The organism is Oceanisphaera sp. IT1-181, from assembly GCF_033807535.1.
Lineage (GTDB): Bacteria > Pseudomonadota > Gammaproteobacteria > Enterobacterales > Aeromonadaceae > Oceanimonas.
Genome location: NZ_CP136856.1, coordinates 115,060 through 129,585, shown reverse-complemented (window position 1 = coordinate 129,585; position 14,526 = coordinate 115,060). Strand labels below are relative to the sequence as shown.

Annotated in this window: 16 protein-coding genes; 6 read left to right on the top strand and 10 right to left on the bottom strand. The window is 51.1% G+C overall.

Annotation, left to right across the window (positions count from 1 at the left end):
• Window positions 1-10: 10 nt before the first annotated feature.
• The 5 genes from R0134_RS00565 to bioH form a co-directional block, all read right to left on the bottom strand.
• The gene (locus tag R0134_RS00565; protein WP_319782995.1) at window positions 11-745 is read right to left on the bottom strand and encodes an aspartate/glutamate racemase family protein; all 735 of its coding nucleotides are present in this window, start codon (window positions 743-745) and stop codon (window positions 11-13) included.
• A gap of 344 nt (window positions 746-1,089) precedes the next feature.
• A complete protein-coding gene (locus R0134_RS00560; protein WP_319782994.1) occupies window positions 1,090-1,806 on the bottom strand; it encodes a YebC/PmpR family DNA-binding transcriptional regulator in 717 nt (238 codons plus the stop codon).
• Between the two features lie 534 nt (window positions 1,807-2,340).
• Window positions 2,341-3,063, bottom strand: coding sequence for an FAD-dependent oxidoreductase (locus tag R0134_RS00555; protein ID WP_319782993.1), 723 nt, complete (start codon window positions 3,061-3,063; stop codon window positions 2,341-2,343).
• A 122-nt stretch (window positions 3,064-3,185) separates the two neighbouring features.
• On the bottom strand, window positions 3,186-3,506 hold the full coding sequence (locus R0134_RS00550; RefSeq protein ID WP_319782992.1) for a hypothetical protein: 321 nt from the start codon (window positions 3,504-3,506) through the stop codon (window positions 3,186-3,188).
• Window positions 3,507-3,822: 316 nt separating this feature from the next.
• The gene (bioH, locus tag R0134_RS00545) at window positions 3,823-4,608 is read right to left on the bottom strand and encodes a pimeloyl-ACP methyl ester esterase BioH (RefSeq protein WP_319782991.1); all 786 of its coding nucleotides are present in this window, start codon (window positions 4,606-4,608) and stop codon (window positions 3,823-3,825) included.
• Window positions 4,609-4,647: 39 nt separating this feature from the next.
• On the opposite strand from bioH, the gene R0134_RS00540 reads away from it, so the two are divergent.
• Together R0134_RS00540 and nfuA are read left to right on the top strand one after the other, a co-directional pair.
• The gene (locus R0134_RS00540) at window positions 4,648-5,391 is read left to right on the top strand and encodes a ComF family protein (protein WP_319782990.1); all 744 of its coding nucleotides are present in this window, start codon (window positions 4,648-4,650) and stop codon (window positions 5,389-5,391) included.
• A gap of 126 nt (window positions 5,392-5,517) precedes the next feature.
• Entirely contained in the window at window positions 5,518-6,096 is a 579-nt protein-coding gene (nfuA, locus tag R0134_RS00535; RefSeq protein WP_087035526.1) for a Fe-S biogenesis protein NfuA, read from the top strand.
• A gap of 185 nt (window positions 6,097-6,281) precedes the next feature.
• Here the strand turns inward: nfuA and gpsA are convergent, their stop codons facing one another.
• From gpsA to R0134_RS00520, 3 genes are read right to left on the bottom strand one after another with little or no spacing between them, the layout of a single operon-like run.
• Window positions 6,282-7,286: an NAD(P)H-dependent glycerol-3-phosphate dehydrogenase gene (gpsA, locus tag R0134_RS00530; RefSeq protein WP_319782989.1), complete on the bottom strand. Its 1,005-nt coding sequence runs from the start codon at window positions 7,284-7,286 to the stop codon at window positions 6,282-6,284.
• A complete protein-coding gene (gene secB, locus R0134_RS00525; RefSeq protein WP_319782988.1) occupies window positions 7,286-7,786 on the bottom strand; it encodes a protein-export chaperone SecB in 501 nt (166 codons plus the stop codon). Before secB ends, gpsA begins: the two co-directional genes overlap by 1 nt.
• 30 nt (window positions 7,787-7,816) lie before the next feature.
• Window positions 7,817-8,245: a rhodanese-like domain-containing protein gene (locus R0134_RS00520; RefSeq protein WP_319782987.1), complete on the bottom strand. Its 429-nt coding sequence runs from the start codon at window positions 8,243-8,245 to the stop codon at window positions 7,817-7,819.
• Between the two features lie 236 nt (window positions 8,246-8,481).
• Between R0134_RS00520 and gpmM the strand changes: the two genes are divergently transcribed.
• Together gpmM and R0134_RS00510 are read left to right on the top strand one after the other, a co-directional pair.
• On the top strand, window positions 8,482-10,014 hold the full coding sequence (gpmM, locus tag R0134_RS00515; protein ID WP_319782986.1) for a 2,3-bisphosphoglycerate-independent phosphoglycerate mutase: 1,533 nt from the start codon (window positions 8,482-8,484) through the stop codon (window positions 10,012-10,014).
• Window positions 10,015-10,022: 8 nt separating this feature from the next.
• Complete coding sequence (locus R0134_RS00510; RefSeq protein WP_319782985.1) at window positions 10,023-11,372, top strand: peptidoglycan DD-metalloendopeptidase family protein; 1,350 nt, start codon at window positions 10,023-10,025, stop codon at window positions 11,370-11,372.
• Window positions 11,373-11,569: 197 nt separating this feature from the next.
• Here the strand turns inward: R0134_RS00510 and R0134_RS00505 are convergent, their stop codons facing one another.
• Together R0134_RS00505 and R0134_RS00500 are read right to left on the bottom strand one after the other, a co-directional pair.
• Entirely contained in the window at window positions 11,570-11,821 is a 252-nt protein-coding gene (locus R0134_RS00505; protein WP_319782984.1) for a YkgJ family cysteine cluster protein, read from the bottom strand.
• A gap of 9 nt (window positions 11,822-11,830) precedes the next feature.
• The gene (locus tag R0134_RS00500; RefSeq protein ID WP_319782983.1) at window positions 11,831-12,394 is read right to left on the bottom strand and encodes a gamma-glutamylcyclotransferase; all 564 of its coding nucleotides are present in this window, start codon (window positions 12,392-12,394) and stop codon (window positions 11,831-11,833) included.
• Between the two features lie 150 nt (window positions 12,395-12,544).
• Between R0134_RS00500 and R0134_RS00495 the strand changes: the two genes are divergently transcribed.
• Window positions 12,545-12,919 (top strand): acetyl-CoA sensor PanZ family protein, encoded by a 375-nt coding sequence (locus R0134_RS00495; protein ID WP_319782982.1) that lies wholly within the window; start codon window positions 12,545-12,547, stop codon window positions 12,917-12,919.
• A 25-nt stretch (window positions 12,920-12,944) separates the two neighbouring features.
• Window positions 12,945-14,306 (top strand): class II fumarate hydratase, encoded by a 1,362-nt coding sequence (locus R0134_RS00490; RefSeq protein ID WP_319782981.1) that lies wholly within the window; start codon window positions 12,945-12,947, stop codon window positions 14,304-14,306.
• The last annotated feature ends 220 nt before the right edge of the window (window positions 14,307-14,526 follow it).

Here is a 14,526-nt window from a genome sequence, read left to right as displayed (position 1 = left end):
ATTTATCGCCTCAGGCGATATTGAGTTGGCGCCCTTGGGGAGCCATTTCTGGTCGTGGCCAGCTGAAGGTCAATACCTTGCTGGTGCCCAGCTTCATATCCACCATGGCCTCGCACAGCTTGACCGCTGCTACTGTGCCATCGATCACCGGAATGCCAATTTGCTGTTCGATATACTCCCGATACTGAGACATACCCGCACAACCCAGCACTATGGCTTCGGCGTGGTCTTCTTTAATCGCTAACAGGCATTCGGCAATCACTTTTGCGATCGCAGTTTCTGGTGAGGTAGCTAAATCCAATACCTTCATCGGTGTGGTACGGATATTTTTGCACTGCTCGCTAAAGCCATAGCGATTGACCAAGTGCTCGGTCATGAAACGCACTCTAGGCGCCGTGGTCACTATAGTGAAATAGGCACCGCTCATCACCGCCATGTGAAAAGCCGCTTCGGCAATACCCAGCACCGGTTTATCGGTTAGCTCCCGAGCGGCATACAGCCCAGGGTCGCCGAAACAAGCTAGCACATAGGCGTCAATATTCTCTTCCCTGTCGCCTTTGATAATTTCTTCCAGCACGCCAGGCACCGACAGGGCTTCATCGTAAAAGCTTTCGATAGACGCTGGGCCACTGGCTGGGCTGACCGCGAGAATCTCGGTATCGGGGCGAGACACTGTATCCGCCAATGTCTGCAGTGCGTCGGTAAACGACTGAGTGGTATTCGGGTTGATAATCTTGATTCTCATTGCGCTATCCTTGTTTACGAAAGAATACATTTATTGTTAACGATTTAAATGTAGCTAAATCGTTAACAATAAACAACCAGAAAGTTACCATGACGATGCTGCACTGAGAGATTTTTTTTGGTAAACAGGAAAAGTTAAATTAAAAAATAGCTCATAAATCTTTGATATTATTAGTAAAATATAAATAATAGCAGTGATTTATAGTTGACTAGCACAGGTCAATCATGAACCAATCGTTTTATTTTGTTAACGAAAATGTGACGAAAGTCATAAAAAACCCTCCGAGCGGAGGGTCTTGTGAGAGCGTTGGCAACGCCTAAGTCGGCGGCGTTTCGCCTATAACGTTAGAATTCGGCGTTGTGATAGACGTTTTGTACGTCGTCTACGTCGTTCAGCATATCGAGGAAACGCTCCATGAGAGCTACGTCTTCACCAGCCAGCTCAATGGTGTTTTGTGCAAGATACTGAATGCTGTCTACTTCAAAGTCGAGTGCTGGAAAGGCTTCAAGCAGCGCTTGTTTGGTTTTGAAGTATTCGGTTTGCGGGGCGAATACGGTGATCATGCCGTCTTCTGACTCCACATCGGTTACGTCCACATCGGCGGTCATTAACACTTCAAGAATGGCGTCTTCATCGTCACCGGCAAAGGCCAAAATAGCGCAATGGTCGAACATGTGGCCTACGGTGCCCGAGGTGCCGATTTTGGCTTTCACCTTGTTAAAACATACCCGTACGTCACCGATAGTACGGTTAGGGTTATCGGTTAAGCAGTCCACTATCACTAGGCAGTTGCCGGGGCCAAAGCCTTCGTAGCGGGCAGGTGAAAAGTCTTCGCCGGCGCCGCTGGTGGCTTTTTGCAGGGCTTTTTCAATGACATGAGCCGGTACTTGATCTTTTTTAGCGCGCTCAATCAAACCACGTAAGCTGAGGTTACCATCAGGATCGGCACCGCCAGATTTAGCGACCACGTATATTTCACGGCCGTATTTGCTGTAGATTTTGCTCTTAGCATTCGCGGTTTTGGAGATGGAATCTTTGCGGTTTTCGTAGGCTCTGCCCATGAGGTGCTCTCGTTAGTGGTCTGTTCGTCAAAAGTGGGCGAATTTTACACCCAGCGTGGCACCAAATCTATCGTAAAGCTCAAGCGCACAGCTAAGTTCTGTGCTCTTTTGCCGTCATACTGGACTTGATCCAGTATCTCACCCGTACCTGATTACGTATGAACCTCAGCCATAATGCACCCTGTTTCGGTTTGTTCTTTGTAGCAGTTCGCTAGGCTTCGAGGCCAAATGGTCTGGCTTTGTAGCAGCCAATTCATTCGGCTGGCCAGCTTTGCTGGCTGTTACTGAGGTTTAGATTTAAACCAAAACATAAAACCGAGCCGAATAAATTGGCTCCTACAAGAGAATAGGCGTGATCCACTATGTAAGTTATTGAATTTGTTCATTAATAACTATCGAGATATGGCTGATCATTATGGGTAATCAGGCACCCTTATGCCTTAAAAATTAAAACGAGATCCTGACTTACGTCAGGATGACGGCCAAGGGCTAGCTTGGCGCTGGGTGCTTGGCGCTTGGTGCTCAGCGCTGTTCCTAGTAACCCGCAAACTCTTCGCTGCGTACTTGCTCTTCGTCTACGCCGGCTTTGCTTAGCATGGCTTTCATGGCGGCCACTAACTCTGGTGGGCCGTCCAGATAATACACAGGCGCGTTAAGGTCTGGGAGATGACGGGCCAGCATGGCTTGATCTACATAGCCTTGCTCGCCAGACCAAGCAGAGTCTGGCTGACTCATGGTTGCCACCAAAGTGCTGTGTGCGCAGCGGGCGCAGGCTTGCGTCAATTCATCCAAAAAGGCGGCGTCTTGAGGCCGACGGTTGGCATAAAACACCGTGATTGGCTGCTGGTTTGAAGATTGCTGATGCTTGATGGCCTGCAACAACATGCTACGCACTGGCGTTACGCCAATGCCACCGGTAATAAATACCACCGGCCGTTTAAGTTGTTCGGGCAGCACGAAATCCCCGTAGGGGCCTTTCATTACTAGCTCGCTACCCGGTTCAAGCTGACTCAATACTTGTTTAAACGCGCTATTTCTAATGCGAGTGGCGATCATCAGCTCGGGTTCATCGGGCGTGGAGGCATAAGAGAAATAACGGCTGTTGCCTTCGTCATCGGTTTGCGGCGGGTCAATTAAGGTAAATTGCGCGCACTGGCCGGCTTTAAAGCTAAAGTCGTCGGGCTTTTTAAAATAAAAGGCCAAGGTGCCCTCGGCCACGGTTTGTTTGCGCACTAGCTGTAATTGATACTTAGCCATGATGTTTGCCTCCGTTATCAACTCACTCTCTGCTTCGCTTTCTATTTCAGCCTCTGCCTCGCGCTCCTAACTGAGTGCTTAGCGCTTCGCCTTAACTCTTAGTTTAGGCCTAAGCAGACCCCTTATACTTCCACATTCAGCGCCAACGTGGCCTCATCGTCGTCACTCTGATAACGCTGGCGGATCACATTGATACGCCGACTCATACCTGAGTTAGCACCTACCCAGCATACGCCCCCCTCACGCATACTCAGCCACGCCTCAAAGGCGGCTTGGCGACGCGCCCGCTCTCGGTCTTGGTGGCGTGGCCGAATGGCCACATAAGGTTGCACTGCGGTAATCACCGGAATAATAGGCCGGCGTGCCTTATCGGCGGCGGCCGCTTCTGTGCTGGGCGCGGCGGCATTGGGGGCTAGCGTAGGTAAAATAATCGGTATTGCCATGGCCTGCCCTCTCTTTGTTGTATGTAGTTTGTGTACCTAGTTTATTTACATAACTTGCTGAGCTAAGTATTAGCTTAGCCTTTATAGCTCTGCGTGATTGTTGTTGATTCTAGGGCGCAGGATTGTTTAAAATCTATCCAGCTACGCTGACCCGCCGAAGCATTCTGCTTCGCAGAACCGGCGAATAAATTGCCGGCTACAAGGTAAGGCCTTTGTAGTCCAGTGCGACCGCTGTTAGTTCTCCTTAGCTGGATTATTTCAAACCTATCCAGCTTCGCAGGCTCGGCGAAGTCCTCTTTATTAAAGAGACGGGCGGCTACAAGGGAGCAAAAGTGGCGGCTAAAAAGGCAGAGATTTGTGCGGCGGTATGCTCAGGGTGCGAGATAAAGGCCGCGTGCGATGCTTTAGGCTCTATATATTGCTGGCGATTCGTCGCCGCTAATAGCGCTTCCACTAACGGAATGGCTTTGTGAGGCACCAGACCATCAAGCCGCCCGTATAAACGCAAATAGGGCACACTGAGCTCGGCAAGTTGTGCGCGCAAATCTACCTCGGCCAATAAACTCAAGCCCGCCGCTAAGGCGATAGGATCTGGGCTGGGTTTAGTATTAAGACTGTCACGTAATTGGCGCACATCGGTTTTAGCGTGCTCGCTGCCCATGGCTTGCAGTGCTAAAAAGCGCTTTATCACCATTTCATGATCTGCACTTAACTGTTCTGCAAAGGTGGTTAACACCTCGGGCTTAATGCCCGGCCAATTATCTTTGGCCACAAAACAGGGCGAGCTGGCCAAGGTCAGTAACTTTGTGACTCTGCTCGGCGCTTGCAACGCCGCTTGAGTGGCAATTAAGCCACCCAATGACCAGCCTAGCCAAGCGGCCTGTTGCGGCACTACATTCAATACCGCCTGTGACCAATCGTTAAGGGAAGCACCATTAGGCAAGGGCTGACTGTGGCCAAAGCCGGGTAAGTCGACCAGATGCAGACAAAAATCCGCTTCCAACCGCTCCACTAACGGCTGCCACACGGCGCCATTCATACCCCAACCATGCAGCAGCACCAGATCCGGCCCTTGGCCGCGACTTTCTAGGTATACACTCATTACACCACTCCTATGGCTGACGATAAGTTGTGAGGGCTTATGATAAAACGGCAGGTCGCGCGCTTACACTCTTACTTACCCGCTCGCCTACGCTCTTATTCACACTCTCAACTACAACTGGGTGCACTGTGGTGGGGTCAATGTTTGCTGTGCCGCCACGATTGCCAGCAGCAAGCATTGATTTGTCAGCAGTGCCGCAATGAACTACCACAGCTTAGTCATCCTTGTAGCCAATGTGCCTTTCCGCTCACACTGGACGATGCCCACTGCGGCCGCTGTCAGCGCTATCCTCAGCCCTGGCAGCGCATGCAAGTACTAGCGGATTTTGAGCCGCCTTTTAGTGGCTTGATCCACGGTTTAAAATATCATCATCAAACGCTAAACGGCCGCTTGCTGGGCCAACTATTAGCGCAGCAGGTAAGCCCGCCCTACCCCGAGGCGATATTACCGGTGCCTTTGCATTGGTGGCGACAACTGCGCCGCGGCTATAATCAGGCCTTTGAGATTGCCCTAGGCATGCAGAATGTATTGCCCATTCAGATTGATAATCACAGCCTAAAACGACGGCGGCACACCGCCACCCAAACTCAGCTCACCCGTATTCAGCGACAGAAAAATCTGCATCAGGCTTTTACGGCTCGCTCATTGCCTTATCGGCATGTAGCACTGCTGGATGATGTGATCACCACCGGCAGCACCATGAAAGAGCTCACCCAGCTGTTACATCAGCAAGGCGTAGAAGTGGTAGAAGTGTGGGCACTTTGCCGCACGCTGGACCATTAGCTGTGACGCAGGGCGCATTAACGGCGATGAGGGGCGCTTAACTGTCAGCCTGCTGTCACTATTCAAGCGCGCGCAACAAGAGTATGATAAAACTTGAGTCATTTAGTCAGGTTTACGAGGTTAGCGATGATTACGATTTCCGAAACCGCCCAGGAACATTTCTGCAAGTTGCTATCTCAGCAGCCAGAAGGCACCAACATTCGAGTGTTTGTGGTTAATCCGGGCACCCCTAACGCCGAATGTGGCGTTTCTTATTGCCCACCGGACGCGGTTGAGCACGATGATTTGCATCTGCCTTATACCGGTTTTGAGGCAGTGGTCGATAAACAAAGCGTATCTTTCTTACAAGACGCCGAAATTGACTTCGTTAGCGATCAAATGGGTTCGCAACTAACGCTAAAAGCGCCGAACGCTAAAATGGCGCAAGTGCCAAATGACGCGCCGTTAGCGGACCGTGTTGAGTACCTGTTGCAGTCGCAAATCAACCCCGGTTTAGCCAGCCATGGCGGCCAAGTAGTATTAACCGAAATCACCCCCGAAGGCTTAGCAATTTTGCAGTTTGGCGGCGGTTGTAACGGTTGTTCTATGATTGATGTGACGCTGAAAGACGGTATCGAAAAGCAACTGCTTGAGCAGTTTGCCGGCGAAATTACCGGCGTGCGCGATGCCACCGACCACGAACGTGGCGAGCACTCTTACTATTAACCAATAGTGAACAAGAGCTGCGCTAGCACTAAGCTAGAAAGCAAAAAGGGAACCTAAGCGGTTCCCTTTTTTATGGCTGAATAATGGCTCGTGAGGTGAGAGGTGTAAGGCGAAAGCGCCAAACCTGCAGATGCGGTTTTTACTCCTCACACTTCACCCCTCACTATTCACCGTCACTTCACCAGCTATTCCGCTTTTCTATCCCGGCTGAGCAAGGAGATGGCCGCTTCTTTGGCATCTTTACCTTGATACAGCACGGCATATACCTGCTCGCAAATGGGCATTTCAATGCCGTGGCGCTGGGCTAACTGCTGTACTTCCGCCGCATTGCGATAACCTTCCACCACTTGGCCGATGTCGGCCATGGCGGTTTGTACGTCTTTGCCTTGGCCTAATGCCAAACCAAAACGGCGATTGCGCGACTGATTATCGGTACAGGTCAGTACCAAGTCACCCAAACCGGCCATGCCCATAAAGGTGTCTTGCTCAGCACCCAAAGCCACACCTAAGCGCTGCAATTCAGCTAAGCCACGGGTGATTAATGCCGTGCGCGCATTGGCACCAAAGCCTAAGCCGTCGGCCAAGCCTGCGCCAATGGCAATCACGTTTTTCACCGCGCCACCGAGCTGCAGCCCTATCATGTCATCGTTTAAATAAACACGAAACGAGCGGCCACAGTGCAATAAATCGCCGAGCTCTTTAGCAAAGTCGTCGTCGGTGGCGGCCAATGAAATAGCCGTGGGCAAACCCATGGCCAGCTCTTTGGCAAAGGTGGGCCCAGATAACACCGCCAACGGCACCTGCTCGCCGAGAATGTCTCGGGCGACCACTTGCAGTAGATCACCGGTATTGGGATCTAAGCCTTTGGTGGCCCATGCCACTCGGCTGTCGGGGCGTAAATATGGCTGTACTTGCTTTAATACATCGGCAAACACATGGCTGGGCACCACTATCAGCAAGTCACGACTGGCCTGCACCGCCTGCTGTAAATCGGCGGTGGGTATTAAGCTGTCGGGGAAAATAGCGTCCGGCAGAAACACCTTGTTACAACGATCGGCGGCAAGAGTCGCTACCTGCTCAGCTCTGTGGCTCCACAACAAGGTTTTATGGCCATTGCGCGCAAGGGCAATGGCCAAAGCGGTACCGTAAGAGCCGGCACCCAATACTGAGATGGCGGCATCTTTATGCATTAGGCATCCGCCTGCTGTGGTTGCTGCTGTTGCTCTTGAGCACGCTGTACATGAGCGGCAAACAAAGCATCAAAGTTAACCGGTGCCAAGTTAAGCTGCGGGAAAGAACCACGGCCCACTAAGCTACCCACAGTTTCACGGGCATACGGGAACAGAATATTCGGGCAGAAAGCGCCTAAACAATGAGCCAACTGCTGCTCTTCCATATTGCCAATGGTGAAAATACCGGCCTGCTGGATTTCGCACAGATAAGCGGTTTCGTTTTCGCCCAGCTCACAGGTCACGGTTAAGGTTAAGATGACTTCGAAGATGTTGTCGGCTAAACGCGAGCTTTTGGTGTCTAAGTCCAATTTAACTTCTGGCTTCCATTCTTTTTGGAATACCAGTGGCGTGGCCGGCGCTTCAAAAGACACGTCTTTCAAATAAATGCGTTGGATTTGAAACTCAACTTGATTCTGGGTTAGCGCTTCAGTCGCGGTGCCATTTACTGCTTCAGTCATGAAGATATCCTTATATAAGACGTGAAAAGATTAGCGTTTAGCAACCGGCAGGTTTTGGGTGCGCCAGTCCGCCATGCCACCACGCAAGGTGTGAACCTGCGTGAACTCCGCTTTGGTCAAGATACGGCCAATGCTGGAGGTGGTCATACCGGTTTCACAAACCAAAATAAGCGGCTTTTGCTGATATTTTTGAATTAGGCTCAAATCATTCGCTTTAAGCTGGCTGGCCGGCACGTTAATGGCGCCCGTGATATGGCCTTTGCGAAACTCTTCGGCGGCGCGTACGTCTATGACCACAGCATCTTGCTTATTGATCAGCAGCACGGCTTGTTGGGCCGGTATGATTTGTACCTTGCTCAGCTTAGCCATTACTGTCATCACGACAATCGCTGTCACTAAACCAAACCAAGCCACGACCAGTAGGGTGTTGTTTGCTAAAAAATCCAGATACTCTTGCATACGATTACTTCTTGTAGAGTCAAAATACGGAAAAAACCGAGTATACATGGGGTATCGGCAAATAACAGTAGCCTACTTATGATAACTATTGTCATTTGTGAGTTCGTGCTAAACTTTGGCCATCTATGCCGCTATTTGGCTAGAGTCTAAAACCGCAATTGTAGTAACATGCGCCCACTGCTTTCTGTAACGGCATCTCGAATCAATAACAACATAAACAACATAGGGTTTACACTATGAACTCAACCAAAAAGCCTCTGGTACTCATCATTATGGATGGCTGGGGGTATAGTGAAAGAACCGAGAATAATGCTATTCACGCCGCTCACACTCCAGTGCTCGATGGCTTGCTGCAAGACTACCCTTCCATGCTGATTTCTACCTCGGGTTACGACGTAGGCCTGCCTGATGGGCAAATGGGCAACTCTGAAGTTGGCCACGTTAATATTGGTGCTGGGCGCATTGTGTATCAAGACTATACCCGCATCGGCCATGCCATTAGCAGCGGTGAATTCTTTCGTAATCCCGCCCTTACCAATGCGGTAGACGGTGCCGTGGCACAGGGCAAAGCCGTGCATATTATGGGTTTGTTGTCTGACGGTGGCGTACACAGCCACGAAGATCAAATTGCCACCATGATTAAAATGGCTGCCGACCGCGGTGCTGAACAGATTTATCTGCATGCCTTTCTTGATGGCCGCGACGTGGCACCCCGCTCCGCACACGCACCCTTGGAACGTTTTACGACTTTATTCTCTGAGCTGGGAAAGGGTCGTTTGGCTACTATTATTGGCCGCTATTTTGCCATGGACCGCGATAATCGCTGGGAGCGCGTGCAAGTCGCTTACGACTTGCTCACCCAAGGCAAGGCGCAGTTTAATGCCGATAATGGCTTAGATGGCTTGCAGGACGCTTATGAGCGCGGCGAAAACGATGAGTTTATTACCGCCACGACCATAGGCAAGCCGGTCACCATTAACGATGGCGATGCGCTGATCTTTATGAACTACCGAGCCGACCGCGCTCGTGAGCTAACCCGCGCCTTCGTAGAAGATGACTTTAGTCACTTTCAGCGCCAAGCACGCCCAGCACTCAGTAACTTTGTGATGCTGACCGAATATGCGGCTGACATTAAGACCGCTTGTGCGTATCCGCCAGAAGCGCTACCGAACACCTTAGGCGAATGGTTAGCTGATCACGGAAAAACTCAACTGCGCATTTCTGAAACAGAAAAATATGCCCACGTGACTTTCTTCTTTAATGGCGGCCGTGAAGCCTGCTTTAAAGGCGAACAAAGAGTGATGATCCCAAGCCCAGCTGTGGCCACCTATGACTTGCAGCCAGAAATGAACTCGGCGTTAGTCACCGATAAACTGGTGGAGGCCATTAAAAGCCAAGAGTTTGATGTGATTATTTGTAATTATCCAAACGGCGACATGGTGGGTCATACGGGCGTATTTGCAGCGGCAGTTAAAGCCTGTGAAGCCATAGATGTGGCGGTGGGCCGCGTGGTAGCAGCGCTGAAAGAAGTGGGTGGTGAAGCCTTAATTACTGCGGATCACGGCAATGCGGAGCAAATGGTGAACCCCATCACCGGCCAAGTACAAACCGCACACACCAATTTACCGGTGCCACTAATTTATGTGGGCCGCGATGCCACGCCGGTCGCCAAAGGTCGTTTGTCTGATTTAGCGCCCACTATGCTGAATTTACTTGGAATGGAGATCCCTGAGCAAATGACTGGTAAGCCTTTGATGGTTCTGAAATAATCGAGTCTATGGGCAAAAAGCGACTGTTCGCCACCTTAGTATTGTTAAGTACCGGTCTGATGGGCGGTACTTTCGCATGGGCAAACGACAGCAAAGAGCTGAAAAGCGTCAAAAGCCAGATCAGCAGCCAGCAGCAGGACGTGCAGCAGCACAAAAAGCAGCTCAGCCAACTGCAGCAACAGTTGGCCAATGATGAAAAAGCCATTTCTAATCAAGCCCGCCAGCTTAATCAAACTCAGCAGCAGCTCAAAACCAATGAGAGCGCATTAGCGCAATTAGATGCAGAGCATACTCGGCTGAATAAACAAGCGGAGCAGCAAAAGCAGCTATTGGCTGAGCAAGTGCGCGCCTCTTACCAGAATGGTCGCCATGACTATCTGAAGCTGCTGCTCAATGGCCAAGACAGCACCGAAATCGACCGTTTACTGCACTATTACGCCCACTTAAACCAAGTGCGTGCCGAGGCCCTGCAGCAACTGGCCCTCACCGCCAAGCAATTGGCAGAAAACCGTCGCCAAGCAGAGCAAAGTCGCAATCAGCTTAATGAGCTGTTAGCGCAACAGCAAAGCGAACAAGAAAAGCTAAAAAGCCAACAAAGTAAGCGCAGTGACACCGCCAAGCAGCTCAATAGCACGCTCGACAAAAGTAACCAGCGATTGGCGAGCTTGCAGCAGTCTGCTAATAACCTAGAACAACAAATCAAAGCCGCCATCGCCAAGGCTGCCCGCGAGCAAGCGGCCCGTGAACGTGCCGAGCGCGAAGCAAGAGCCAAGGCTGAACGCGAAGCCAAAGCCCGCGCCGAGCGCGAAGCCCGTGAATATCAAGCCAGAGTAGAACGGGAAGAGCGTGAATATCAAGCGAGAGTGAAACGTGACCAAGCCGCAGGTCGTGAGCCAAGTCGACCCAACGAAGTGCCCCCACCGCCACCCGCGCGCAAGCCAATAGTGGCTAAGACCAGCGGTAACTTTGCTGGTTTAAGAAAAGGCACGCTGCCTTGGCCACTCAAAGGCCAGCTAGTCCACCGCTTTGGCGGCGCGCGCACCAGTCAATTAGCCTGGAAAGGCGTGTTAATTGGTGCGCCCATCGGTCGCGAAGTGACGTCCATCGCCAGTGGTCAGGTAGTGTATGCAGATTGGCTCAGCGGTTTTGGCATGGTGATGGTGATTGATCACGGTAAAGGCTACATGAGCCTTTATGGCCATAACCAATCCCTGCTGCGCAACCCCGGCGACAAGGTGGCAGCCGGCCAACCCATTGCCTTGAGTGGTGAAAGTGGCGGCCAAGAGCAGTCTGGCCTGTATTTTGAAATTCGTTATCAAGGTTCAGCCGTCGATCCGCTGCCGTGGTTGAAGTCGTGATTCAGCGCCCAGCGCCGAGCTAAAAAACAAACCTAATACTTACATCCATGCCTCGGCATGGATGTTTGCTTTTGGCCGTCCTCCTGATGCACATCAGGATCTCGTTTTAGGTTTGCACTGTAGATTGCTAATGCAAGACCGTGCCGAATAAATTGGCACACTACAAAAAACGCGACTCTTCTTTAAGCTCGGCGCTACTAGCCCGTCGCCATTTCCAGCTCGCTAATCAACCACATCGCCTCTGTTTTAGAGCTACCACACACATCCATCATGGCTTTAAAACTGGCGCACACCGCTGGCCGTTCTGGCTGGCCAAAGATAGCACAGCGCATATCCGCCATTAAATGCAGACAGGGTTCGCCAGCAGGTTTGCCCTCGGGCATGCCCGGCAAGGGCCCGCTAATACTGGGGGCGATGCAACAAGCACCGCAATTGCTACGACATTCCATTCATAATCTCTATTTTGCTGGGTTAATCAGCGACGCCAACGCCGACACATGCTGGTCGCTCACACCCAGCTCGTGTAATGCACGTTCAAGGTTAAGCAAATACTCACTGTTGTGGCCGCTAGGCCCGCGAGCCTTGGCAATTTGCTCAGCCATCTGCACTAAGGGCGCCTCACCCAAAAAGGCGGCATTGTCTGGTGTGGCTAAGTAAATAAGCCCTTCTACCGCGCTTGTGGCTGTAAAATGAATCGGCACTAATTCTCGTAAGTAGCCATTTTTCTCGCGCACATCAAGCTGTGTTAATACCGCCGGCGTAATGCGATAAGCCATGCCATCACAACGAGCCCCCCTCTCCGACACCAGGGTTACCACGCGACCGGGGGCGCTCGGCGTGCCTCTATGATCATGGGAGCCCTGCCAAAAGCGGCGGCTCCAATCAAAAATCCAAGCGGGCTTTCGTTCCAAATAAGCAAAGTCCGCCTTCCATATTAATGAGCCATAACCAAACAGCCAAAAGGAGTCATGCTGGTCAAAATGCGTCATCCGGCCATTATGGCCACGAGTATCGAATGTCATGAGCCTCCAGTGAAAGGTAAAACGCTGTAAGCCTTACGTTGTACGCCTTAAGTTAAAGACGCCGGCCATCTTTCCTTACGGATAGCGTACGGCTTAAAGCGTACCGCTTGGCCTTCGTGATAAACTAGCGGTTTTCTGAGGAATATTTTAATGCGCCTAACTATACATAGCGTGAGCCAGATCCCTGAACTGCATCAACCTCATGTAAACCTTATTTTACAAGGCCGTGACCTGCCCGAACAGGCGCAATTTTACTTGGCCACCTTTAATGACAGAGCCGTGGCGCTGGCTTGGCTTGACCACACAGCTTTGGCGTTTATTGCAGTGCGCGATATTACGCGCCGCCGTGGCATAGGCCAAGAGCTACTGGCACACATGAAACGGGACGCCAAAGCCCAGGGCTTAGACCTGCTCACGTGTAATTCGGCTCAAGCGCCGGCGCCGCAACAAGCAGAGTTAGTGGCATTTTTACAAGCTCAAGGCTTTAACGGATCAACAGCAATGCTAAGCTGTAATTTAGAGTAAATCCCCGCAGCGTTAAGGAGACTCCATGAAGATGAGAACCGAACATGACTCTATGGGCGAGATAGCCGTGCCTGCTGGAGCCTTATACGGCGCCCAAACCCAAAGAGCCATTAATAACTTTCCTATTTCCGGTCAGCCTTTACCTGCTGCTTTTATCAGTGCCGTTGCCAAGCTAAAAGCCGCCTGTGCTTATGCAAATGGCGAGCTTAAACGCCTCGATCCAGACACAAGCGCGGCCATTATTGCCGCTGCCGACACTGTGATTGCCGGTAAGCATCCAGATGCATTTCCCATCGATGTTTACCAAACCGGCTCAGGCACCAGTACCAATATGAACGTCAATGAGGTGTTGGCCCATTTGGCGGCGGCGCAATTAGGCAAGCCGGTCAGCGCCAATGATGACGTGAATATGGGCCAAAGCTCCAATGATGTGATCCCCTCGGCTGTACACCTCAGTGCCGCCTTGGCGTTATCCCGCCAGCTGATGCCGGCGTTGCTAGAGCTAGAGCAAGCCATGCTCAGCAAAGGCGAGCAATTAAAAAACCAAGTCAAAACTGGCCGCACTCACTTAATGGATGCCATGCCGCTGCGCTTTGACCAAGAGTTAGGCGGTTGGGCCACCCAAGTGCGCTACGCCGGAGACCGTTTAGACGGCTTGCAGAGCCGACTGCAACAGCTCGCGCTGGGTGCCACCGCCATTGGTACCGGCATTAATGCGGATCCGCGCCAAGCTCAACTGGCATGTAACTACCTGAATCAGCGCACGGGATTAAATTTTTGCCCCGCTGAGGATTATTTTTACAGCTTAAGCAGTCAAGATACGGCTGTTGAGCTCTCCGGCCAGCTAAAAACCTTGGCCGTAGCCTTAATGAAGATTGCCAACGATTTGCGCTGGATGAACTCAGGGCCGCTAACCGGCATCGCAGAAATTCAATTACCTGCGCTGCAACCGGGCTCCTCCATTATGCCCGGCAAAGTAAATCCGGTGATCCCTGAAGCCGTGGCCATGGTGGCAGCACAAGTCATAGGGCTAGATACAGCCAATACCATAGCCGGCCAGTCGGGAAATTTTCAGCTCAATGTAATGCTGCCTTTGGTGGCCAACAATTTGCTGCACATGCTAGCGCTACTCAGTAACTGCGCACCTTTATTGGCAGCAGCTATCAGCGGCTTTACGGTAAACCAAGCGCATATTGATGAGAACTTGGCGAAGAACCCTATTTTAGTTACCGCGCTTAATCCAGTGATCGGCTACGAAAATGCCGCCAAAATCGCTAAACAGGCCTATAAAGAACGAAGACCGATTTTAGAAGTGGCTCAAGAGCAAACCGATATTCCGCTCGAAGAACTGCGAAAGCTGTTGGATCCGGCCGCGTTAACGCGTTAAAGCGTAAGCCTGTCAGTTAAAGAAAGATCTTAAAGACTAAAAATTTTTTGCCACGGAAGAACACGGAATCCACAGAAAAATCAAACTAAAATAAAGTACGAAAAACCGCCGTTAGTAAAAGCTTTATTTTAGATTTTATTTCTATTTTTCCGTGTTCTTCTGTGGATTCCGTGGCAATAATGCTCTTTAGGTTTTGTATCTTCTCTTCACTGACGGCGGC

Bases quoted from the DNA above. Each gene is read 5' to 3' on its own strand.
- R0134_RS00490 (WP_319782981.1), top strand. From the start codon at position 12,945: ATGAAGATGAGAACCGAACATGACTCTATGGGCGAGATAGCCGTGCCT.
- gpmM (WP_319782986.1), top strand. From the start codon at position 8,482: ATGAACTCAACCAAAAAGCCTCTGGTACTCATCATTATGGATGGCTGG.
- nfuA (WP_087035526.1), top strand. From the start codon at position 5,518: ATGATTACGATTTCCGAAACCGCCCAGGAACATTTCTGCAAGTTGCTA.
- R0134_RS00510 (WP_319782985.1), top strand. From the start codon at position 10,023: ATGGGCAAAAAGCGACTGTTCGCCACCTTAGTATTGTTAAGTACCGGT.
- R0134_RS00540 (WP_319782990.1), top strand. From the start codon at position 4,648: ATGATAAAACGGCAGGTCGCGCGCTTACACTCTTACTTACCCGCTCGC.
- R0134_RS00500 (WP_319782983.1), bottom strand. From the start codon at position 12,394: ATGACATTCGATACTCGTGGCCATAATGGCCGGATGACGCATTTTGAC.
- R0134_RS00565 (WP_319782995.1), bottom strand. From the start codon at position 745: ATGAGAATCAAGATTATCAACCCGAATACCACTCAGTCGTTTACCGAC.
- R0134_RS00495 (WP_319782982.1), top strand. From the start codon at position 12,545: ATGCGCCTAACTATACATAGCGTGAGCCAGATCCCTGAACTGCATCAA.
- R0134_RS00520 (WP_319782987.1), bottom strand. From the start codon at position 8,245: ATGCAAGAGTATCTGGATTTTTTAGCAAACAACACCCTACTGGTCGTG.
- R0134_RS00505 (WP_319782984.1), bottom strand. From the start codon at position 11,821: ATGGAATGTCGTAGCAATTGCGGTGCTTGTTGCATCGCCCCCAGTATT.
- gpsA (WP_319782989.1), bottom strand. From the start codon at position 7,286: ATGCATAAAGATGCCGCCATCTCAGTATTGGGTGCCGGCTCTTACGGT.
- secB (WP_319782988.1), bottom strand. From the start codon at position 7,786: ATGACTGAAGCAGTAAATGGCACCGCGACTGAAGCGCTAACCCAGAAT.
- R0134_RS00560 (WP_319782994.1), bottom strand. From the start codon at position 1,806: ATGGGCAGAGCCTACGAAAACCGCAAAGATTCCATCTCCAAAACCGCG.
- R0134_RS00550 (WP_319782992.1), bottom strand. From the start codon at position 3,506: ATGGCAATACCGATTATTTTACCTACGCTAGCCCCCAATGCCGCCGCG.
- R0134_RS00555 (WP_319782993.1), bottom strand. From the start codon at position 3,063: ATGGCTAAGTATCAATTACAGCTAGTGCGCAAACAAACCGTGGCCGAG.
- bioH (WP_319782991.1), bottom strand. From the start codon at position 4,608: ATGAGTGTATACCTAGAAAGTCGCGGCCAAGGGCCGGATCTGGTGCTG.